General features: G+C 60.9%; 20 protein-coding genes. 7 read left to right on the top strand and 13 right to left on the bottom strand.

Annotation, left to right across the window (positions count from 1 at the left end; translation table 11 throughout):
- Positions 1–2 precede the first annotated feature (2 nt).
- From AC0JZ4_RS20405 to AC0JZ4_RS20380, 6 genes are read right to left on the bottom strand one after another with little or no spacing between them, the layout of a single operon-like run.
- On the bottom strand, positions 3–851 hold the full coding sequence (locus AC0JZ4_RS20405; protein WP_471888328.1) for a fumarylacetoacetate hydrolase family protein: 849 nt from the start codon (positions 849–851) through the stop codon (positions 3–5).
- On the bottom strand, positions 851–1276 hold the full coding sequence (locus AC0JZ4_RS20400; RefSeq protein WP_471888327.1) for a cupin domain-containing protein: 426 nt from the start codon (positions 1274–1276) through the stop codon (positions 851–853). The genes AC0JZ4_RS20405 and AC0JZ4_RS20400 overlap by 1 nt, the downstream gene beginning before the upstream one ends.
- Before the next feature lie 34 nt (positions 1277–1310).
- Positions 1311–1709, bottom strand: coding sequence for a RidA family protein (locus AC0JZ4_RS20395; protein WP_471888326.1), 399 nt, complete (start codon positions 1707–1709; stop codon positions 1311–1313).
- Positions 1699–2118: an acyl-CoA thioesterase gene (locus tag AC0JZ4_RS20390; RefSeq protein ID WP_471888325.1), complete on the bottom strand. Its 420-nt coding sequence runs from the start codon at positions 2116–2118 to the stop codon at positions 1699–1701. Before AC0JZ4_RS20390 ends, AC0JZ4_RS20395 begins: the two co-directional genes overlap by 11 nt.
- A 21-nt stretch (positions 2119–2139) precedes the next feature.
- Positions 2140–2934: an SDR family NAD(P)-dependent oxidoreductase gene (locus tag AC0JZ4_RS20385; protein ID WP_471888324.1), complete on the bottom strand. Its 795-nt coding sequence runs from the start codon at positions 2932–2934 to the stop codon at positions 2140–2142.
- 9 nt (positions 2935–2943) lie between these two features.
- Positions 2944–5292 (bottom strand): bifunctional salicylyl-CoA 5-hydroxylase/oxidoreductase, encoded by a 2349-nt coding sequence (locus AC0JZ4_RS20380; RefSeq protein ID WP_471888323.1) that lies wholly within the window; start codon positions 5290–5292, stop codon positions 2944–2946.
- Between the two features lie 399 nt (positions 5293–5691).
- On the opposite strand from AC0JZ4_RS20380, the gene AC0JZ4_RS20375 reads away from it, so the two are divergent.
- Positions 5692–7332, top strand: a complete 1641-nt coding sequence (locus tag AC0JZ4_RS20375) for an AMP-binding protein (RefSeq protein ID WP_471888322.1) — start codon at positions 5692–5694, stop codon at positions 7330–7332.
- Between the two features lie 113 nt (positions 7333–7445).
- Here AC0JZ4_RS20375 and AC0JZ4_RS20370 read toward each other — a convergent pair whose 3' ends face one another.
- Positions 7446–8336, bottom strand: a complete 891-nt coding sequence (locus AC0JZ4_RS20370) for a LysR family transcriptional regulator (protein WP_471888321.1) — start codon at positions 8334–8336, stop codon at positions 7446–7448.
- A gap of 155 nt (positions 8337–8491) precedes the next feature.
- Here AC0JZ4_RS20370 and AC0JZ4_RS20365 point away from each other — a divergent pair, with 155 nt between their 5' ends.
- The 6 genes from AC0JZ4_RS20365 to AC0JZ4_RS20340 all read left to right on the top strand — a co-directional run bounded on the left by AC0JZ4_RS20365 (position 8492) and on the right by AC0JZ4_RS20340 (position 14614).
- Positions 8492–9481 (top strand): aldo/keto reductase, encoded by a 990-nt coding sequence (locus AC0JZ4_RS20365; protein WP_471888320.1) that lies wholly within the window; start codon positions 8492–8494, stop codon positions 9479–9481.
- Between the two features lie 84 nt (positions 9482–9565).
- The gene (locus AC0JZ4_RS20360) at positions 9566–10819 is read left to right on the top strand and encodes a multidrug effflux MFS transporter (protein WP_471888319.1); all 1254 of its coding nucleotides are present in this window, start codon (positions 9566–9568) and stop codon (positions 10817–10819) included.
- A gap of 4 nt (positions 10820–10823) precedes the next feature.
- Positions 10824–11627, top strand: coding sequence for an SDR family oxidoreductase (locus tag AC0JZ4_RS20355; RefSeq protein ID WP_471888318.1), 804 nt, complete (start codon positions 10824–10826; stop codon positions 11625–11627).
- Positions 11628–11880: 253 nt separating this feature from the next.
- Positions 11881–13101, top strand: coding sequence for a (R)-mandelonitrile lyase (locus AC0JZ4_RS20350; protein WP_471888317.1), 1221 nt, complete (start codon positions 11881–11883; stop codon positions 13099–13101).
- A gap of 75 nt (positions 13102–13176) precedes the next feature.
- On the top strand, positions 13177–13716 hold the full coding sequence (locus AC0JZ4_RS20345) for a flavodoxin (RefSeq protein WP_471888316.1): 540 nt from the start codon (positions 13177–13179) through the stop codon (positions 13714–13716).
- Positions 13717–13747: 31 nt separating this feature from the next.
- Positions 13748–14614, top strand: coding sequence for a formylglycine-generating enzyme family protein (locus AC0JZ4_RS20340; protein WP_471888315.1), 867 nt, complete (start codon positions 13748–13750; stop codon positions 14612–14614).
- Between the two features lie 37 nt (positions 14615–14651).
- Here AC0JZ4_RS20340 and AC0JZ4_RS20335 read toward each other — a convergent pair whose 3' ends face one another.
- From AC0JZ4_RS20335 to AC0JZ4_RS20310, 6 genes are all read right to left on the bottom strand, one after another.
- Complete coding sequence (locus AC0JZ4_RS20335) at positions 14652–15359, bottom strand: DUF4405 domain-containing protein (protein ID WP_471888314.1); 708 nt, start codon at positions 15357–15359, stop codon at positions 14652–14654.
- Positions 15356–15811: a cytochrome P460 family protein gene (locus AC0JZ4_RS20330; RefSeq protein WP_471889047.1), complete on the bottom strand. Its 456-nt coding sequence runs from the start codon at positions 15809–15811 to the stop codon at positions 15356–15358. Before AC0JZ4_RS20330 ends, AC0JZ4_RS20335 begins: the two co-directional genes overlap by 4 nt.
- A gap of 403 nt (positions 15812–16214) precedes the next feature.
- Positions 16215–17567, bottom strand: coding sequence for a c-type cytochrome (locus tag AC0JZ4_RS20325; RefSeq protein ID WP_471888313.1), 1353 nt, complete (start codon positions 17565–17567; stop codon positions 16215–16217).
- A 109-nt stretch (positions 17568–17676) separates the two neighbouring features.
- On the bottom strand, positions 17677–19887 hold the full coding sequence (locus AC0JZ4_RS20320; RefSeq protein ID WP_471888312.1) for a xanthine dehydrogenase family protein molybdopterin-binding subunit: 2211 nt from the start codon (positions 19885–19887) through the stop codon (positions 17677–17679).
- 11 nt (positions 19888–19898) lie between these two features.
- Positions 19899–20366 carry a (2Fe-2S)-binding protein gene (locus tag AC0JZ4_RS20315; protein ID WP_471889046.1) on the bottom strand — a complete coding sequence of 156 codons (468 nt, stop codon included), beginning with the start codon at positions 20364–20366 and terminating at the stop codon, positions 19899–19901.
- A gap of 305 nt (positions 20367–20671) precedes the next feature.
- Entirely contained in the window at positions 20672–22087 is a 1416-nt protein-coding gene (locus AC0JZ4_RS20310; protein WP_471888311.1) for an MFS transporter, read from the bottom strand.
- Between the last annotated feature and the right edge of the window lie 126 nt (positions 22088–22213).

Genomic DNA, 22213 nt, shown 5'->3' with positions numbered 1-22213 from the left:
GTTCACGCCCTCGCCGCAATCGTTGCCTGGCACTGCTGGCCAAGGCCTTCGATGCCAAGTTCGATCGTCTGGCCGGGTCTGAGAAAGACCGGCTCCGGCTTGATGCCCATGCCTACACCCGGCGGCGTGCCGGTGGCGATCACGTCGCCGGGCATGAGCGTCATGAACTGGCTGATATAGCTGACCAGATGGGCGACGGAGAAGATCATGTTGCCGGTCGTTCCCGTCTGCCGACGAACGCCGTCGACATCGAGCCAAAGCGACAGGTTCTGCGGATCGCTCACTTCGTCACGGGTAACGAGATAAGGTCCGATCGGGCCGAAAGTGTCGTGGCTCTTGCCCTTGGTCCACTGGCCGCCGCGTTCCGACTGGAGGGCGCGCTCGGAGACGTCATTGACGACGCAATAGCCGGCGACATGGCCGAGCGCTTCAGCTTCGCCGACATATTTTGCGCGTTTGCCGATGACGACACCCAGCTCGACTTCCCAGTCGGCCTTCTTCGAGCCTTTCGGGATTTCGATGTCGTCGTTGGGGCCGCAGACGGCGGTGGTCGCCTTCATGAACAGGATCGGCTCTTCCGGCGGCGCCTTGCCCGTCTCGCGGGCATGGTCGACATAGTTGAGGCCGACGCAGATGAATTTGCCGACGGCGCCGACGCAGGCACCGATCCGGTCTGGGATGATGACCGGCAGCGTTGCAGGATCGATGGCGCGCAGCCGGTCGAGCGCGGCATCGGCGAGGTCTGCGCCCGAGACGTCGGCGATCACGCCGGACAGATCGCGGACCGTCCCGTCGGCAGCGAGGATGGCGGGCTTTTCGGCACCCGCCGGGCCATGACGGAGAAGCTTCATCAGACGCGCCTGAACCCTTGGAGAACACTGTCATCGACATCGGGCAGGTTGACGACGATATTGTCCGGCGTGCGAGTGGTCAGCCACACCAGTTCCTCGGTGGTCGACATGTTGACCTCGATATGCGGCCAGTGCGGTGGCACGAAGATGAAGTCGCCCTCCTCCATGTCGAGAAACTCCTGCCAGTTCTCGCCGAAATAGATGCGCGCCTTGCCCTTCAGCACATAGCCGCCGGTTTCCGCCTCGCCGTGATGATGCGGATAGGAACGGTAGCCGGGATCGTTGGACACTTTGCCGAACCAGATCTTCGTTGCCGGCGTATGCTGCGGGCCGACGCCCGATATGCGTACACAGCCGCCCGATTGTCCGGTCTGCCCGTCTTCCTGGCCGCGACGGGTGATCACCGGCATCACTTTTGCAGACATCATTTCGTCTCCTCCTCTTCGATATGCTTGCGTTTCAGTCCGGCACAACTGCGAGTGCCTGGATCTCGATCTTGGCGCGATCCTCCATCAGCGCCACGACCTGCACGGCCGCCATGGGCGGAAAGTGGCGACCGATGATCTCGCGATAGACGGCCCCGACTTCCTTCATGCGGCTCTTGTAGGCAACGCGGTCGGTAAAATACCAGGTCATCTGGATCAGATGTTCCGGCTTGGCGTCCGCGGCTTCCAGCACCTTGACGATATTGGTCAGCGTCTGGCGAACCTGGTCGACGAAATCGTCCGAATGGAACTGGCAATACTCGTCCCAGCCGATCTGGCCGCCCACTTGAACGATACGTCCGCGGGCACTGATGCCGTTGGAATATCCGATTGGCTTTGCCCAGCCTTCCGGCTGGATGATGTCATGATGCATGCAGGGGCTCCAGGTAGCGTGTTAGACCGGCACGGATATCCTCCGGCCAGGGATGAGATTTGTGATCGTCGAGCGAGGTCATGACGATGCGCTGGCGAATGCTCCAGATCTGCTCGCCGTCGACACGGACGAAGGTCTCCAGATCCAGCGACGCGCGGCCGATCTTGCGGACATTGACCTCGAAATCGAGCGTATCGCCGTAGACGGCGGGCTTGTTGAACTCGATATGCATCGTCACCGTCGGCAGGCCGAGCCGACGCTCGAACATGATCTCCTTCCAGGTGATGCCGAACGACGCGAACATCGCCTCGTTGACGTCGACAAGCATGGAAAGATAGGCAGGGTGGTAGGCGATCCCGGACAGGTCGCAGTCGCCGAAGCGCAGCGGTTTGGAAATCACGAATGGCATGCGGTTTTCCTCTTCGTCCTGTCAGCCGGCCAGAACTTCGCCGCCCGCGACCGCAATCGCCTGGCCTGTGATCGAGGCCGCCAGCGGCGACACCAGCCAGTTCACGGTCGCAGCCACTTCCTCAGGCCGGACAAGCCGCCCTTGCGGGTTCGATTTGGTGAACTCCGCCAGCGCCTGTTCCGGCGAGCGGCCGGTCTTTTCGACGATGGCTTCGATCGATCGGGTAATCAGCGGCGTATCGGTGAAGCCTGGGCACACAGCATTGACGGTGATGCCTGTTCTGGCCAGTTCCAGCGCCAGCGCCCTCGTCAGGCCGACAACACCGTGCTTGGCGGCGACATAGGCGGAAACATAGGCATAGCCGGTCAGACCGGCGGTCGAGGCGATGTTGACGATCCTCGCACCCTCACCGATTGCCCTCAGGTCCGGCAGCACGGCCTGCGTCACAAGAAAGACACCGGTGAGATCCACCGCCATCACCCGGTTCCACATCTCGAGCGAGGTCTTTTCGAAAGCGGCGCTAGGGCCTTCGCCCGCATTGTTGACGAGAATGCCGACCGCGCCGAACCGGGCGCGCGCAACGGCAAGCCCCGCCTCGATCGCCGCAGGCTCAGTCACGTCGAAACCAGAGACGACACAGACCTTTTCCTCGCCGAGCCGCGAGGCGAGTTCCAGGAGCGGTTCACGCCGGCGCCCGGCGAGCGTGACGTGATGCCCTGCCTCTACGAGGCAGGCGGCGATCGCGGCACCGATGCCGGAACCCGCTCCCGTGACGAGAGCGTGGCGAGGCGTAAACGAGGAAGAAGGAGTCTCCATCATTCAATCCTATCGAGCAGCAACGGTTGGACCGACCGTAGCCGGAGACCCGGCGGCAGCGGCGCGCGCAAGCCCGGTCTCGTATTGCGCCTTGCCGGAATAATACTGTTTCGGCCACGCAATATCGGTCATCCCGATCCTGGCGGCCTCGTGCAGGACCCAGGCCGGATCGGCCAGATGCGGACGGGCGACAGCGCAGAGGTCGGCACGACCGGCGGCAATGATCGAGTTTGCCTGATCCGCTTCCGAAATGGCGCCGACAGCGATGGTCGGAATACCGACTTCGTTGCGGATCTTGTCGGAGAACGGCGTCTGGAAGAGACGGCCATAAACCGGCTTTTCCTCCTTCGACACCTGCCCTGACGAGCAGTCGATCAGATCGGCTCCGGCCTCCTTGAACATTCTTGCGAAGATCGCCGCATCCTCCGGCGTATTCCCACCCTCGGCCCAGTCGTGGCAGGAGAGACGCACCGAGATCGGCTTGTCGAGCGGCCAGACCTCACGGATGGCGGCAAATACTTCGAGCGGGTAGCGTGCGCGGTTCTCATGGCTGCCACCGTATGCGTCGGTGCGGATATTGGTGAGCGGCGAGAGGAAGCTCGACAGGAGATAGCCGTGGGCGCAATGCAGCTCGAGCCAGTCGGCCCCGGCAAGGGCTGCCCGTCTGGCAGCGGCCACGTGATCGGCCGTGACCCGGTCCATATCGGTGCGGTCCATCGCCTTCGGCATCTGGCTGTGCTTCAGATAGGGCAGCGCGGATGCCGAAATGAGTGACCAGCCGTCCGTCTCAAGCGGCTGGTCGATGCCCTCCCAGGCAAGCTTCGTCGCCCCCTTGCGTCCTGCATGGCCGAGCTGGATGCCGACTTTCGCACCCGAATTGCCATGGGTAAAATCGACGAACCGCTTCCAGCCTGCGGCCTGTTCGTCATTCCACAATCCCAGGCAGCCGGGGGTAATGCGGGCATCGGGCGAAACGCAGGTCATTTCCGCGAAGACCAACCCCGCGCCGCCAAGCGCACGCGCGCCAAGATGCACCATGTAGAAATCATCGAGTAGCCCGTCCCTTGCGGAATACATCGCCATCGGCGACATGACGATGCGGTTTACAAGCTCCGTGCCGCGCAGCGAATAGGGCGTGAACATCGGTGGCAGCGTGCGGCCATTGCCCTTTGCCTCGATACCGTTCCTCTGAGCGAACCAGCGCTCGTAGCCTTCCAGCCAAACCGGATCGCGCAGGCGCAGGTTCTCGTGGCTGATACGCTGCGAGCGTGTGAGCATCGAATACATGAACTGCTCCGGCTCCAGCGTATCGGCATAACGATCTCCGACCACTTCGAACCATTCCATCGCATTGCGTGCCGCATTCTGGATCCGCGCAACATCGACACGGCGGATTTCCTCATAGGTTCCGAGAACTTGCGGGATACTCTCCTTCGCATGGCCGAGCCTGTTGAACTGGTTGGTCAGCTCGATCGCATCGTCGATCGCAAGCTTGGTGCCCGAACCGATGGCGAAATGTGCGGTATGAGCGGCGTCACCCATCAGGACGACATGGGAATTGCCGTTGAAATGGCTCCATTTGCCGCAGATCAGGCGGTTGAAATTCAACCAGGCACTGCCTCGCAGATGGCGTGCATTGGTCATCAGCTCCGCGCCTTCGAGAATCTCGGAAAACAGCTCCTGACAGAAGTCGATCGAACCCTGCTGGTCCATCTGCCCCAGCCCGTGCTTCTCATAGGCTTGCTCGGTCGTCTCGACGATGAAGGTCGAGGTGTTATCGTCGAACTTGTAGATATGCGCCTGGAACCAACCGTGATCCGTCTTGCGGAAATCGAAGGTGAAGGCGTCGAACAGCTTGTTGGTACCGAGCCAGATGTAACGGTTCGGACGCACCGCCATGTCCGGCTGGAACACCTCGGGATAACGGTTGCGGATCTTTGAGTTGAAGCCGTCGGACGCGATCACCAGGTCCGCATCCGGGTAGTCGGTATCGCCGCAGGCATCGGTCTCGAAAACCAGCTCGACGCCGAGCGCCTCGCAGCGCCCCTGCAGGATGTTGAGCAGCTTCTTGCGGCCGATGCCGACGAAACCGTGGCCGGAGGTCCGCTGGTGCGTCCCCTTGAACAGCAGTTCGATATCGTCCCAATGATTGAAGGCACCCTCGATCTCGGCTGCACTTTCCGGATCCCAGGCGCGCATCGACACCATGGTTGCATCGGAGAACACGACGCCCCAACCGAACGTGTCGTAGGCTCGGTTGCGCTCGATGACCGAGATCGAATGCTCGGGATGAAACTTCTTCATCAACAGCGCGAAATAGAGCCCCGCCGGCCCGCCACCGATACACACAATCCGCATGCTTGAACCCCTTGATCTGGCGCGAATGGCAATGCCCGCGCTTCTTTTATTTTATATCTAAAATATTTTGATTGGGCCTTGTCAACTGCTATTTGGATAAGATCACCGTTTGCGGCCGACAGACATGCCGAGACGTGCATCAAAGAATGATCTTGACGGAGCGATACCCATTGCCGTCCATGATGGACGAGAATCCGAGCTTCACAGCCACAATCCATCATCGGCATACGCGTAAAACGGAGCGCCGCGCGACCACCATACCGGCTCAGAAAATTTACTTCAGACTTAAAAGATTATCGTTGCGCCCCTCTTCCAGCTGTGCCAGTCTTTCGAAAAATCAGATTGCCACCCGCATCGCGGCAAGGCGCGCAGACAAAAATGTTTGCAAAGGGGACAGCTATGAAACTTGGGCCGACAGCGCATGTCGACACGTTTACGCGTGCCAACCTACCTCCATTCGAGGAATGGCCGGAAATCAACCTCGAGGGCTTCGACTACCCCGATCACCTCAACGCCGCCGTCGAACTCACGGACCGGATGGTTGAGAAGGGCTTCGGCGACCGCACGGCCTTGTCCGGAATGGGGCGCAGCAGAACCTATCGCGAGCTCGCCGACTGGACGAACCAGCTCGCAAAGGCGCTGACCGAGGATTTCGGTGTCGTTCCGGGCAATCGCATCCTCATTCGCTCTGGCAACAATCCGGCGATGATCGCCTGCTGGCTGGCGGCAACTAAGGCCGGCGCCGTGGTCGTCAACACGATGCCGATGATGCGCTCGGGCGAATTGCTGAAATACATTGAAAAGGCGGAAATCACGCTTGCATTGTGTGACACCCGCCTGATGGACGAGATGGAAGAGGCGGCCACACAGAGCGCGTTTCTCAAGCGGATCGTCGGCTTCGACGGAACCGAAGGCCACGATGCCGAACTAGACCGGGCGGCCCTTGCCAAATCGGCCGATTACGAGGCGGTCAGGACCGGTCGCGACGACGTCGCCCTGCTCGGTTTCACGTCCGGCTCGACCGGCGTACCGAAGGCGACGATGCATTTCCACCGCGACCTGCTCATTATCGCCGACGCGTTCGCCAAGGAAGTTCTCGATGTGCAGCCCGATGACGTGTTCATCGGATCCCCACCGATCGCCTTCACCTTCGGCCTCGGCGGCCTGGTCATCTTCCCGCTACGCTTCGGTGCTTCCGGCGTCCTGCTTGAAAATGCACCGCCCGGCCAGATGGCAGAGCTGATCGAAACCTACAAGGCAACCATCTGCTTCACGGCGGCAACGGCCTACCGCGTCATGCTGGGTGGCATTCAGGATGTGCAGCAGCTGTCTTCGCTCCGCCTTGCCGTCTCGGCCGGCGAAACCCTTCCGGCACCCGTGTTCGAGGAATGGCGGACAAAGACAGGAAAACCGATCATCGACGGTATAGGCGGCACGGAAATGCTGCATATCTTCATCTCTAACCGGCTTGGCGACGAGCGCGCCGCCTGCACCGGCACACCACTGAAGGGCTACAGTGCAATCGTTGTCGACGATGCGATGCGCGAAGTGCCGCGCGGCACCGTCGGGCGTCTCGCTGTGCGCGGCCCCATCGGCTGCCGCTATCTCGCAGACGAAAGACAGACGAACTTCGTTCGCGACGGCTGGAACCTGACCGGCGACTCCTTCTTCCAGGATGAGGAGGGGTATTTCCATTTTGCCGCCCGCTCCGACGATATCATCGTGTCCTCCGGCTACAATATCGCCGGACCGGAAGTCGAAGCAGCGCTCCTGAAGCACCATGCGGTCGTCGAATGCGCCGTCATCGGCATGTCCGACGAGGCACGCGGCACCATCGTTCAGGCCCACGTGGTGCTTGCGGATGGCCTCGTTGGCGACGAGGCCATGATCAAGTCCCTTCAGGACCATGTGAAAAAGGTGATCGCACCATACAAGTATCCGCGATCGGTGATCTTCACGGATGCCCTGCCGAAAACGGAATCCGGCAAGATCCAGCGGTTCCGCCTGAAATCGATTGGAACTTACGCCGCCAGTATGTAATTCCACGACGAGCGGAATGTTTTAGCCGCTTCATTACGATAAAAAGACAGCCGAGGCTTCCGCAAGTCTGATCGCGATGAAGATGGCCAAAGATCACCCATCACGCCGCATGGTCAGCGGTAGCGCAGGGCATCCACCAGCAGCGCAAACGCCGGTGACGACAGACGGCGGCTTGGGTAATAGAGGTGATAGCCTGGGAATGGCTCGCACCAGTCTTCCAACACCTGCACCAGTCGTCCGGCCTTGACGAGCGGCCCGAGGTGGTCGTCGGGAAGACAGGTCAGACCGAGACCGTCGAGCGCGGCGTCGATGATCATCGGAACGTCATTGCAGACGAACTGGCCGTCGACGCGAACATTGAGGGAGCGCCCGTCGCGTTCGAACTCCCAGGTATATAGGCCGCCAAGCGTCGGAAGCCGCAGGTTGATGCATCTGTGTTGAGTCAGGTCATGCGGTGTCTTCGGCTTTGGATAGCGCTTGAAGTAATCGGGCGAGCCGGCCACCATCATCCGCATCTCAGGTCCGATCTTGATCGCGACCATATCCTTCTCGATGCTTTCGCCAAGTCTGACGCCGGCATCGTATCGTTCTGCCACAAGGTCGATGAAGCGTTGATCGACCGACACCTCGACATTGACATCCGGATAATCGGACATCAGCTGCTTCACGGCCGGCATAAGGATCGTCTCGGCCGCGTGCCGGCTCGACGTGATGCGGATGTTGCCGCCGGGTTGTTGCCGCATGGCCGTCAGGTCATCGATCTGGCCGCGGATGTCGTTGAAGGCCGGGCGCAGCGTGAACATCAGTTTCTCGCCGGCCTCTGTCGGAACGACATTTCGCGTCGTCCGCGTCAGAAGTCGAACCCCCATCCTCTCCTCCAGACGGCGAACCGTATGGCTGAGCGAGGATTGTGACGTACCCAACTGCGCTGCCGCTTTCGTAAAGCTGCGCTCCTCGGCAACTGTCAGGAAGGCGGCAAGATCGCCAAGCTCGTCTCGTTTCATTTATGAATCCGTCGCATAAGTTCATTGAGCACTTAGCATCTAATCGAATTGCCAATCCAGGCCTAAATGATGCTGCATGACGAGATAACGCCGAATTGAGCCAGCGAGAGCCATTCGGTGGATTCCGCCTATGCTCACCAGAATGGAGACATGACATGAAAAAGCGCATCCTCGGAAAAGCCGGTCTGGAAGTCTCGGCGCTCGGCTTCGGCTGCATGGGCCTCGACTTCAGCTACGGACACAAGCTCACCAAGCAGGAAGGCGTCAACCTGATCCGTCAGGCGGTCGATCGCGGCGTCACCTTTTTCGACACGGCTGAAGTCTACGGTCCCTTCACCAATGAGGAAATGGTTGGCGAGGCATTGAAGCCGCTGCGTGACCAGGTCGTCATTGCGACCAAATTCGGCTTCAGGTTCGCCGACGGCAAGCAGGCCGGTCTCGAAAGCCGACCGGAGCACATCAAGAAGGTTGCCGACGAGAGCCTCAAGCGCCTCGGCGTCGATGTTATCGATCTCTATTATCAGCACCGTGTCGATCCCAATGTGCCGATCGAAGATGTCGCCGGGGCCGTCAAGGACCTGATTGCTGCCGGCAAGGTCAAGCATTTCGGCATGTCCGAGCCGAACGCCCAGACCTTGCGCCGCGCCCATGCGGTGCAGCCGGTGACGGCGCTGCAGAACGAATATTCGCTCTGGACCCGCGGGCCGGAGACAAACGGCATTCTTGAGGCCTGCGAGGAACTGGGCATCGGCCTCGTTCCCTACAGCCCGCTCGGCAAGGGTTTTCTCACCGGCGCCATGAACAAGGACACCAAGCTTGGCGAAGGTGACTTCCGCTCCATCCTGCCGCGCTTCACGCCGGAAGCGATGGAAAAGAACCAGGCACTGGTCGACCTGCTCAAGGCGATTGCAGACGACAGGCAGGCGACGCCGGCACAGATCGCACTCGCCTGGCTTCTTTCGCAAAAGCCCTGGATCGTGCCGATCCCCGGCACCACCAAGCTGCACAGGCTCGAGGAGAACCTCGCATCGGTAGAGGTCGAACTCACCGTTGAAGAACTGGCAAGGCTCGAAAAGGCCGCGGCCGAAATTCAGATCGAGGGTGAGCGCTATCCCGAGCACATCATGAAGATGACCGGTCTCTGAGGCTTGCCCGATTATATCACCTGCGGGAGCCCATCGCTTCCGCAGGATTTGCACCGTTAAAAGAGATCAGAAGCAGCACCATCCATGTCATCTGAAGCGCAGACCGTCAGAACGTCATCCCCTCCAGGCATCGGCCAGCCAGCGACCCACACGGGACGCTGGCATGTACTTGCCATTCTCAGTGCGCTCATGGCTTTTGCGTCGATCTCGACCGATTTCTATCTGCCCGCCATGCCCGTCATGGCCGATCAGCTGGGGGCCGATGCCGGCAGTATCGAATATACCATCTCGGGCTTTCTGATCGGCTTCAGCCTTGGGCAGCTTCTCTGGGGCGCGATCAGCGACAAGTATGGCCGCAGGCTTCCCGTCGCCATCGGTCTTGTCCTGTTCGTTATCGGTTCGATCGGTTGCGCCATGGCGCAAAGCGTCGAGGCGATGATCCTCTGGCGCATCCTCCAAGCGCTTGGCGCCTGCGCCGGCGTCGTCCTCTCACGCGCCATGGTGCGCGATCTTTACCAGGGCCCGCGGGCTGCCCAGATGCTTTCGACACTGATCGCCGTGATGGCAATCGCGCCGCTGCTTGGCCCCATCCTCGGCGGCCAGATCGCCGCATTCGCAGGCTGGAGAGCGATTTTCTGGACGCTCGTTCTGCTCGGTGTTCTCGTCCTCGCCGGCCTGTTCACCCTGCCTGAAACCCTCCCGGTGGAGCGTCGCCGCACCGATCCGCTGATGGGCGCCTTCCGTCGTTACGCCAATCTTCTGACCCACAGGAAGATCATCGGCTATGCGGGTGCCGGCGCATTCTTCTATTCCGGCATGTACGCCTACATCGCCGGCACGCCATTCGCTTTCATCACCTACCATCAGGTGCCGGCGGAATATTACGGTCTGCTTTTCGGCTCCGGCATCATCGGCATCGTCGTCACCAATCTCGTCAATGCACGCCTCGTCCACCGTTTCGGCATGGACCGGATCCTGATGGCCGGATCGATTGTCGCCATGCTGGCCGGCCTTGTGCTGGCAATCAACGCCTATAGCGATTTTGGCGGCCTATGGGGCCTGTTCCTGCCGCTTCTAGTGTTCGTTTCAGTCACCGGCTTTGTCGTTGCCAACTCGATTGCCGGCGCCATGGCAGATTATCCCGAACAGGCCGGTTCCGTTTCGGCTCTGGTCGGCGCCATCCAGTACGGCAGCGGCATTGCCGGTTCCGGTCTTGTCGGTGCCTTTGCCGACGGCACGCCATGGACAATGGGCTGGGTGATCGCGGTGATGGGTATCGGCTGCGCAATCTGTGCCCGGCTCGTCACCTCAACCTCTTCAAAATCTCATCAGGAGTGATGTCATGTCCCAGCAGCGACTGAAAATACTTGTGGTCGGCGCGACCGGAAGCATCGGCACGCATGTGGTCAGGCAAGCGCTGGCCCGCGGCCACGCGGTTCGTGCGCTCGTACGCGATACCCGCAAGGGCCGTGCCCTTGGCGATGGCGTCGATCTCGTGGTCGGTGACCTGACGGAAAAGGCAAGCCTCGAGGTCGCCGTCGAAGGCGCCGACGCAGTCGTATTCGCCCATGGCTCGGATGGTGGCGGCAAGGTCGGATCCGAGCGGGTCGATTACGGCGGCGTACGCAATGTGCTTGAGGCGCTGGGATCACGAAAGGTCAGGATCGCTTTGATGACCGCGATCGGCGTGACCAACCGGACCGGCAGCTACAATCGCTCGACCGAAGCCCATGACTGGAAACGTCGCGGCGAGCGGCTGGTCCGCGCCAGCGGCCTCGACTACACGATCGTCAGGCCCGGCTGGTTCGACTACAATGATGCCAATCAGGAGAAACTCGTCTTTCTGCAGGGCGACACCCGCCAATCCGGCACGCCGAGCGATGGCGTTATCGCCCGCCGGCAGATCGCCCAGGTTCTGCTGAACAGCCTGACTTCGGACGCCGCCCGCGGCAAGACGCTGGAACTCGTCGCCGAAAAAGGTTCCGGCCAGAGCGACCTTGAGCCGCTTTTTGCAGAACTTGCGGCCGATGCGCCGGGCGGTCCCGATGCCGTTCGAGACATGGATAACATGCCGCTGAGCGATGAGCCGCAACGGGTACTGGACGACCTGAATGCCGTTCACTCTCTTATGAGCGAACCTCTCTGATCTGGCAGCAATGACTTGGCGGCACAGCGCCATAAAATCGTCGCGGCTCTCCAGTGCCGCGGCGGCAGGCGACATCAAGGAAAGCCCAATTCATGAATTTCACAGATAGCGGCAATCGGTTTTAGCCATCTAATGGCAAGCGCTTCGGACCCCATCTTATTGATCGGGTTACTGTGCCGCAATTCGGACTAGCACCGATCGGCCTGCCTCCGACTTGCCAGATCCAAGATCCGTTCATGAAAAGGAACACCGGATGAAGAACATTGCCGCAAGCATCGCCATCTCCACCCTCGCCGCAACCGGTGTCGAAGCGCAGGAAGAACGCCGACGCGTGGCCCCGCCGGCCGTCTACGAAGTAGCGCCGGGCCTCGGTCACTTCACCGACAACGTGCTGTTCGGCGAAGTCTGGGAGCGAACGGAACTGAAGCCGCGGGATCGCAGCATCGTAACCGTCTCGGCACTGATCTCGACCGGCAAGACTGCACAGATCGGTGGCCACGTACGCCGCGCGCTCGACAATGGCGTAACCCCGGCGGAAGTCGGCGAGTTGATCACCCAGCTCGCGCTTTATTCCGGCTGGCCGAACGCGATCTCTGCGGTGCAGGAGGTCAAGAAGGTGTTCGATGAGCGCAAGATCGCGCCGGTGACCGGTAGCGAAGCGGCACGCATCGAACTTGAGGCCACGGCCGAGGCCGCTCGAACGGCGATGGTGAACGCTTCGGTCGCCCCGACGGCGCCGGCGCTTGCGGACCTGACCAACCGGGTCCTGTTCGGTGATCTGTGGCAGCGCCCCGACCTTTCAGCTCGTGACCGCAGCCTGGTTACCATGGCCGCACTGGTTGCCATCGGCCAGCCCGAGCAGCTGCCCTTCCATGCCAATCGCGCCATGGACAATGGCCTGACCAATGGCGAGGCGGCGGAAGCCATCACCCACGTCGCCTTTTATGCCGGCTGGCCGCGCGCCATGTCGGCAGTACCGGTGTTGAAAAGCGTCTTCGACGCCCGTTCGGCCGCCGCCACAGCAGCCACACCCGCTGCAGCAACGCCATCAGCCGCACAGGGAGATCTGATCGTCACGCGCGCAAACACCGCCCCCGCGGCTGGGCCTGCCGAGTACTTCACCGGCAGTGTCGAGGTCGCAAGCCGTTTTAGCGGCACGGATCCGGCACGCATCGGCGGCGGCATCGTCACCTTCCAGGCCGGCGCCCACACGGCCTGGCATACCCATCCGCTCGGCCAGACGCTCTACGTGATCTCGGGCAAGGGCTTGGTGCAGAAGGAAGGCGGTCCGGTCGAAACGATCATGCCGGGCGACGTGGTCTTCATCCCGCCTATGGCCAAGCACTGGCACGGCGCCTCCCCCGACGAAGCCATGTCGCATCTTGCCGTTTCCGAGTCCCAGGAAGGCAGCAGCGTAACCTGGATGGAAAAGGTGACCGACGAAGAATACGGCCAAGGCCGCGCAATAGACTGATAGAGAAACGGAGCCCGGCGGGATAAGGCGATGCGAAATGAATTTGCGAGACGTAGTCTGCTGAAGGCTCTACCGTTGACAGCCGCCAGCCTTGCGCTGGCGGCAACCAGGACATCCGCCCAGACGCGCGCCAATGCGGCTGGCCGCACGCTGGTCGCCTATTACTCACGCACCGGCAACACCGCCGTCGTCGCCCACCAGATCAGGCGCGCGGAAGATGCTGTCCTGTTCGAGATCATGACCGCAAGGCCATATTCCGAAGACTATGAGGAGACGGTGTCTCAAGCCAAGAGGGAGACGGAATCCGCCTATCTCCCGCCGCTGGCGCAGTTCGTCGCCGACATTCGCGGATATGACACGGTCTATCTGGGCATGCCGATATGGGGCATGACGGCACCGCCTGTAATCCGCTCGTTCCTGCGCGCCCACGACCTTTCCGGCAAGGTCGTCATCCCTTTCATCACCCATGGCGGATACGGGCTCGGCAACAGTATCGATGTGTTGCGTGCCCACATGCCCGATGCCGATCTGCGCCCGGAATTTTCCATGCAGGCGGACCAGGAGAGGCAAACACTCGGACGTGTTTCCAGTTGGCTTGACGGAAATCCGGGCTGACATTTTTACCACGAGAGAAAGACTTGGTACCATGACGAGACTGTTGTCCCGAAGGGCGATCCTTCAGCAGGCAGGCATCGGCGCTGCAACGGCGGCCATTGCGGGCTCGGTCCCGGCCAGCACACCCGCCCTTGCGCAGGCAACCGCCAAGTCATGGAAGAACGGTGTCGGCATGGAGTTCATCACCATTGCTCCCGGCAAGTTCCTGATGGGATCTCCCGACAGCGATGCTGAGGCACGCGGTTTCGAGAAGCCTCAGCATGAAGTCACGATCAGCCGTCCCTTCATGCTCGGCAGGGTCGAGGTGACGCAGGCCGACTGGCAGGCCGTTATGGGCGAAAATCCCTACATGCGTGACCGCTCCAACCCCTATTACCAGCTACCGGGCATGGCCGAGCGGATCACCCGGCCGGATCATCCGGCGACCGTATCATGGAATGACGCGCAGGATTTTATCGCCGCCCTCAACACCCGCGAAGGCGGCTCCAGCTATCGTCTGCCAACGGAAGCGGAATGGGAATATGCGGCGCGGGCGGGCACCACGACCCGATATTCGTTCGGCGACGACGAGCGGCAGCTGGATCGGCACGCGTGGTATGGCGGTAATTTCCAGACCGGTGGACACCATCCGGTCGGCAGCAAGATCGCAAACCCGTGGGGACTGTACGACATGCACGGGAATGTCTGGGAATGGGTGCAGGACTGGTACGACGCGGATTACTACGCAGGCAGCCCATCGGTCGACCCGCAAGGTCCCGAAAGCGGCAGCGAGCGTGTCGTGCGTGGCGGCAGCTGGCATGCGACCGCCACAAGCTGGAGAACGGCGTTTCGCCGCGATTACAAGCCCGATTATCGCGGCATCAGCATCGGCTTTCGCCTGCTGAGGGAAGTGGCCTGACGCAGTTTCCTAGCGGCAGGACGAGAACCATCACAGGCTATTGTCTTGCCGGCTTTTCCGCCGATCCGCTCGTACGCTGAAAAACGGCGCGCTGCAAAACAAGTCCGTAATGGGTCGCAACCGCAAACATGGCGACGATGGAGCCATAGTTGAGGAAGAAGCCGAGCGTGGATTCGCTGAAATCCCACATATCGAGGGAATAGGTCAGCATCAGTTTTGCGCCATATCCCATCTCGAAACTGCTGTTGATGCCCCATGCGAAAAGCGCCAATGCGACAAGCCGAAGGGCTGTCGCGCGAATGAAGCTTGGCTTCGTGATGCCGGTTGCCGCCCGAAACAGGTTCATCACCACGGCCCAGCGTGTGCCGAGATGAATGGCGATGATCAGCAGTACCCAATATCCGGCAAACATGTGGATCTCGCGTATCGCAAATGCACCGCCGAGAGACATGAAGGAGAAGACATCGCGAGAGATGATCAGACTGGTCACCAGCATGATGATCATTCCCACCGCCAGACAGATGATCGTCGCGATGTTGAAAAGCCGCTGAAAGCTCCGGCGTCCCTTGGTGACCGTTCCATAGAAACGCCGGTTGAAGACGTTATGGACGATCACCAGCGCAAACAGTGCCGTTCCGAAAAGTTCGTGCCAGAGGTTGTCGAGCCACCAATAGGCCAGACAGGCGATCATCAGGACGACCGCCAGAAAATCGAGCGCCAGCCTCAGACGAAATGCACTGCTCATTCGAATTCGAACCGACGCATATCGTTGAATGTGAACAGGAATTCCCTGTCCGAGCGGGAGGTGTGACAGCGCTGACAGCGTGCGGTATTTTCATCCATGTTGATGCTGCCATCCGGCTTGAACCACTGGAACTGCCAGTCTGCCGTACGCCGCTCCTCGTCGTAGTCCTGGCCCCAGCCCTCGCCCTTCTCCATGATGAAGTAGCGGAAAACCTCACCATCGCGATAATCGACCAGGGCGACATGCGTGCCGGCCGGGATGGGCTCGCCCCGCTTTACCGCCTCGATCGCCTCACGGGTCGTCATGAGATGCTCGGTCACCTCACCGCGCGTGACCGTGGTATAATGAACCAGATTGCTGATATCCGGCATGGTCGTACGGTTCGGCTCGGCTTGAACGCTAGCGCCAACGGCCAGAACCGCACACGCAGCAAGGCCGGCGAAAAGACACATCAGAACGCGGCTTCGGAAAGCTTCCTTGACGATGAATTTGGACATATATCTCTCTTCGGATTCAGCGACCACATTTTTACAACAGCGATCCGTTCGGGATTAGACGTCCGAGACCGAATGGCTTTATTAGTCAGACTTATCAATCACGTTCAGTTCATCACGACGTTACTCTTCGAGCGGCGGCGACACGACGCGTGCAGAGAAAGCCGACACTGGCCGCCACCCTGGTGAAACTGCCTGCCCGCGCGATAGTCACGAAGGGACGGTGCGTTTTTTTAAACTGAAGCGTGATGGCCATGCCCCCTGCAGGCAGTCACCTCACCGGCAGTTCGAATGTTGGCCGTCACGTTCAATCGGACGGCCAACATCATAGTCATATGATCGGTAGAACCTCGGCTACCGGTCAGCGCATCTGCAGGATGATCACGTCATCGCTTGCGGGATTGGTGTGATCTCGCAAGGCTCTGACCTGTTCGGGCGTCACGGCCGAGGCATTGTTGCCCCAGGACTTGCGCACGAAGCTTACCAGATCTGCGACTTCACGGTCGTTGAGCGGCGTGCGGAACGACGGCATGCGGAAGGAGTCCGGAACACCGTTGGAGACCACGCGGCCTGCGCCGTTGAGCACGATGTTGATCGCCGAGTCCGGTGCGTCGGCCAGCAGCGAACTGACGCCGGCGAGCGGCGGCATGTACTCGCCCTGCCCCAGACCGTCACGGCCGTGGCAATAGCCGCAACGGGTCATGTAGGTACGCGCGCCCGGCGTTGCGTCGATATTGGTGCCGGACAGCAACTCGGTGGTAGCATTGTCATAGGCCCAGCGCGGCTGGTCCAGCGCCGGGTCTCCCGGCAAGGATTTCAGGTAATGCGCAATCGACTGCAGGTCGCGGTCGGTCATGAACTGGGTGGAGTTGTTGAACGCTTCCATCATCGAACCGAACACAACGCCGTGCTGATTGCGACCGTTCTTCAGGAAGGCGACGATGTCTTCTTCCGTCCAGCGCCCAAGGCCGAGATTATGGCCATTACGCAGGCTCGGGGCATACCAGCCATCCAGCAGCGCGCCGGAGAGGAATGTACTGTCAGCGCTGTCATAGCTGACTTCCTGCATGGTCTGTGCACGCGGTGTATGACAGCCGCCGCAATGACCGGGTCCTTCGACGAGATAGGCACCGCGGTTCCACAGTTCGTCTTGCTCCGGGTTATTCACATACGGTTCGGACGGCGCGAAAGCCAGGTTCCACAGCGCCAGCGGCCAGCGCATGTTGAGTGGCCACGGAATATTGCTCTCGGCCACTTCCTGTCGAACGGGCTGCACGTTGTTCATGAAGTAATCGTAGAGCGCACGAATATCCTCGTCGCTCATCTTGGCGTAGGACGGATAGGGCATCGCCGGGTAAAGGCGGCGGCCATCCGGCGCGATACCCTGGCGGACCGCGTTGTCGAAGTCGGCGAGCGTATAGTTGCCGATGCCGGTTTCGGGGTCCGGCGTGATATTGGTGGCGAAGATCGAACCGATCGGGGTTCCCATTTCAAGGCCGCCGGCGAAGGGGCGACCTTCCGGCGTGCTATGACAGGCGACACAGTCGCCGAGACGGGCAACATATTCGCCCTGTTCGACAGGGGTCGGTGTCGCGCTGGCGGCAACACCGTCAAACGGCGAGGCCGGAATGCGGGTGACGAACCAGGTGGTCGCTCCAGCAACCACGACGACCGCACAGAGAAGCGAAAGCAGTATTTTTTTCAAGATCCACATCCATCCGTTGGGTGGGAAACACGGGCATGCCGACAGGCACTCGAAAGCCCGATTGCAGACAAATGGCCTGCAATCGGGTCTCGATCGCGATGAAGAAAGGAAGCGCCGGTCAGGCGCTTGCGCTGATGTCGTTGTTGCGCAGCGGCAGATGGCGGACGCGCTTGCCGGTTGCCGCAAAGATCGCGTTCAGAACCGCAGGTCCCGCAACCGCAATCGTCGGCTCGCCGACGCCACCCCAGAACCCGCCGGATGGGATCACAATCGTTTCGACCTCTGGCATGTCGTGCAGCAGCACGAAATTGTAGCTGTCGAAGTTCGACTGCTCGATCGCGCCCTTGGCAACTGTGCATTCGCCGTAGAGGACTGCCGAAAGGCCGAAGGCGAAGGAACCTGCAACCTGTGCGTCGGTCTGCTGCGGGTTGATCACATGGCCGGGATCGGTCGCAGCAACGATGCGGTGAACCTTCAGATGGCCGTCTGTCACCGAGACTTCTGCGGCGGCGGCGACATAGCTGCCGAAGCCCATGATCTGGCAGATGCCGCGGTGGATGCCTTCGGCAGGCGGCGTATCCCAGCCGATGCCTTCCGCAGCGGCGTTGAGAACGGCAAGATGCTTCGGGTGATCCTTCATCATCCGGCGACGGAATTCAAGCGGCTCGACGCCGGCCTCGTGAGCCAGCTCATCAATGAAGCATTCGAGATAAACGGCATTCTGATTGAGGTTCACGCCGCGCCAGGCGCCTGGGCGAACATGCGTGTTGCGCATCGAATAATCGATCAGCAGGTTCGGGATGCTGTAGGCGATAGAGCCTTCCGGGTTGTCGGGCGTCAATCCCTGGAAAATGAAGGGATCGCCGTCCTTTTCGGTGACTTCCGGTCGCATTGCGTAAGCGATCGAGACACCGGCAATGCGCATGTGAAGCGCCTGAAGATTACCTTCGGCATCCAGCGTGCCGCGCAGACGGCACTGGGTCGCGGGATGGAAGCGGCCCTGGGCCATGTCTTCCTCGCGCGTCCACATCATCTTCACCGGTATGCCGGGAAGCTGCTTGGCAATGTTGACCGCCATCGCCATGTAGTCGACCTGAAGACGGCGGCCGAAGCTGCCGCCGATGCGCATCACATGGATCTCGCAGGCTTCCGGCGGAAGGCCGGCGGCGGTGGAAACGGCCGTGAGCGCGGCTTCCGCGACCTGGGTGGGACCCCAGACATCGCAGCGTTCCGGCGTCCAGCGGACGGTGGCCGACATCGGCTCCATCGGCGCGTGGTTCTGGAACGGGAAGGAATACTCGGCCTCGACAACCTTTTCGGCGGCTGCGAGTGTTGCGCGCGCATCGCCGACCTGGTTTCCGATAAATCTCGTATCAGCGTCGAGCCCCTCGCGGATGAACTGGGCGATGCTTGCGGAGGAAACCTCGCCGTTCTCGCTCGTGTCCCACTCGATCTGCAGGGCATCAAGCGCGATCTTGGCGCGCCAGAATGTGTCGGCGACGACGGCAACCGTCTCGTCGTCCACCTTCAGCACATGGCGAACGCCGGGCATGCCCAAAACACCCTCGGCATTGAAGCTTACCAGCTTGCCGCCGTGTACCGGGCAGGCCTTCGGCAGCGCGACGAGCATGTCCGGCATGGAATAGTCCATGCCATAGACCAGCGAGCCATCGAGCTTGTCCGGCGTGTCGATACGCTTCACCGACTGGCCGGCGATCTTCCAGTCCTTCGGGTCCTTGAGCGTGATTTCGGTCGGTGGCGTCAGGCGACCGGCGGCTTCCGCCACGGCACCATAGGTCGTCGTGCGACCGCTGGCGGCATGCGTGATGACGCCCTTTTCGACGGAACATTCAGAAGGGCTGACGCCCCAGCCATCGGCTGCGGCCTGGATCAGCATCATGCGCGCTGCGGCACCACCCATGCGGACATACTCGTGCGAACCACGAATGGCGCGCGATCCGCCTGTACCCATGTCGCGCCAGACGCGATCACGACGACGGTTCTCGCCCGGTTTGATCAGTTCGAAACCGACGCGATCCCAGTCACACTCAAGCTCTTCGGCGACGAGCTGCGCGAGGCCGGTCGATGATCCCTGGCCCATTTCGGCACGCGCAACGCGCACGATAACGGATTCATCCGGATGGATGACAACCCACGCGTTGATTTCCGGCGAAAGCGGTTCTGCCGCCTGCGCGGCCGCATCACGCGGCGCAGCCAGCGAGAATCCGAGCGTGAATGCGCCGGCGGCTGCACCGGCGCTCATCAGGAAGCCGCGACGCGAAAGCGCGATCGGATTTCCAGCCTGTTCGTTCTTGATCTGTATCGTCATGACCTATCCTCTCAACCCTGGTTCGATGCGATGCGTTCTGCAGCAAGCTTCACGCCTGCAAGAACGCGCGGATAGGTGCCGCAACGACAGATATTGGTGATTTCGGCCTTGATATCGTCGTCGGTCGGATTGGGATTGTTGTTCAGGAGAGCCGACGCCGCCATGATCATGCCCACCTGACAGTAACCACATTGCGCCACGTCGAGCTCGGCCCAGGCTTCCTGCACCGGATGCGGCTTTCCAGCGCCAAGGCCTTCGATGGTGACGATCTCCTGCTCAGCGGTGACCGCGCTCACCGGCATGGCGCAGGAGCGGACGGCAACGCCGTCGATATGCACCGTACAGGCACCACACTGGGCGATACCGCAGCCATATTTCGTACCGGTCAAGCCGGCGTGTTCGCGAAGCACCCAAAGAAGCGGCGTGTCTTCTTCGACTTCAATATCAACGGCATTCCCATTGATGTTCAATTTCATGATCTCGCCCCTCGTTATGGACTCTGTTTGCGAATTTGGATGCGCGCTTTGAAGTATGAGCCGAATACTCGTAAAAGTAGAAAATTTGGATGAATGCGACTTGCATGCACCCATGTTCAGCCTGTAATATACATTGCCTATCGTCAAAGATTAGCCGCGCCTGGTCGAATGGCCTTATGAACTGACGGCATAAATCGACGCGCGACATTCTGCCGCCCAAGCGGCCTGGTTAAGGCCCACAGTGCCAATAGAACGGCAATAGAATAAGCCTATCGCCGGGTTCACCGGCGAGCAGGGCATCAATGCAATCATGCGTCCTGAAGCCGGAGCCTCCCACGCTGGGAGCGCGGCAGGAGGAACAACGCGGCTACGAGTGCCGCGAAAATGAGCAGCGTGCCCGTGGTCATTGCGGCTCGAAATCCGCCGACAACGGCCTCCGGCGCGGTTTCGCCACCAGTGACTGTCGAAGACACGGCGATCAGCAGCGCAAGCCCGAACGACATGCCCATCTGGTGGGCGACATTGACCAGTCCCGAAGCGGCCCCGGCGTCACGCTTGTCGGTGCCCTTGATGGCAAATGAGGTCAAGGGAGCGAAGCAGAAGCCCTGCCCGGCGCCGATCAGGACCATAGGCAGGGCAAGGTCGATGGCGTAGGCCGAACCGCCAGTCGCCCGCGAAAGCCACAGCATGCCGACACCGGTGACCGCAATGCCAAGCAGCAGCAGCCGACGATCGCCAAGCCTGGCGGACAGGCGCGGCACCTGCATTGCGACTGCGAAATTCACCACCGTCATCGGCATGAAGCCGAGCCCCGCCATCAACGGCGAGAAACCCTGCACACCCTGCATGAACTGGGTGCTGAAGAAGAAAAAGCCCACCATTGCGGCAAGATAGAGGAACCGCGCGATGTAGGCGCCCACACGCTCCCGGCTGGAGAAAAATCGGAGCGGCATGATCGGTTGCGCAGCGCGCGATTCGTGCCAGACGAAAACGGCAATCACCAGCAAGCCGACCGGAATGGCGGCAAGTGTCATCGCAGTGGCGCCGCCACTCATTTCACCGCTGTGCAGCACGCCATAGGTGAGCGTGCCGAAGCCGACGGTCGAAGCAATGGCACCGAAGACGTCGAACTGTCCCTTGTGGCGCTCCGTCTCCTCAATGAAGCGCGCGCCGAGGAACGCCATGACGATGCCGATCGGCAGATTGATGAAGAAGCCGACACGCCAGGAGATGGTATCGGCGAGGATGCCGCCAAGCACGAGTCCGATGCTGGCGCCGATACCAGCCGTCGAGCCATAGAGGGCAGTTGCCCGCATTCGCTCCGGTCCCTCCGGAAAATTCGCGGACAGCAGCGCAAGCGTCGAGGGTGCCAGGATGGCGGCACCGAGGCCCTGAATACCTCTTGCGGCGATCATCCAGCCGGCACTCTGCGCAAACCCGATGGCGACGGACGCGACAGTGAATATGGCAAGGCCGATCTGATATGTCCGGCGCCGCCCAAGGATATCGCCCGCGCGCGCGCCGAGCAGAAGGAACCCGCCGAAGGCAAGCGTGTAAGCCGATTGCACCCATCCCAGCGCAGAAGGTGAAAAACCGAGCTCGTCACGAATTCTGGGTAGGCCGGTAATGACGATCGAGACGTCGAGAATGATCATCAGGTAGCTGATCAGAATGATCGCCAGAATGCTGCCCTTGTCACAGGCTGGCTTGGAGGTCGAGACCACGGATTGCGTCCTTGTCCTGGATGAAAGGCACCCGATTATCGGAGCACCGCGAAACATTGTTTGGAGTTTTCGACCCGCGATCAGTCAGGCTTCGCACCGGTCCGGCAACATCCGGCCAGCCGGCCG

Source organism: [Rhizobium] kunmingense, from assembly GCF_977018605.1.
The sequence above is the reverse complement of the archived record's forward strand: the minus strand, read 5'-3'. Positions and strand labels throughout refer to the sequence as shown.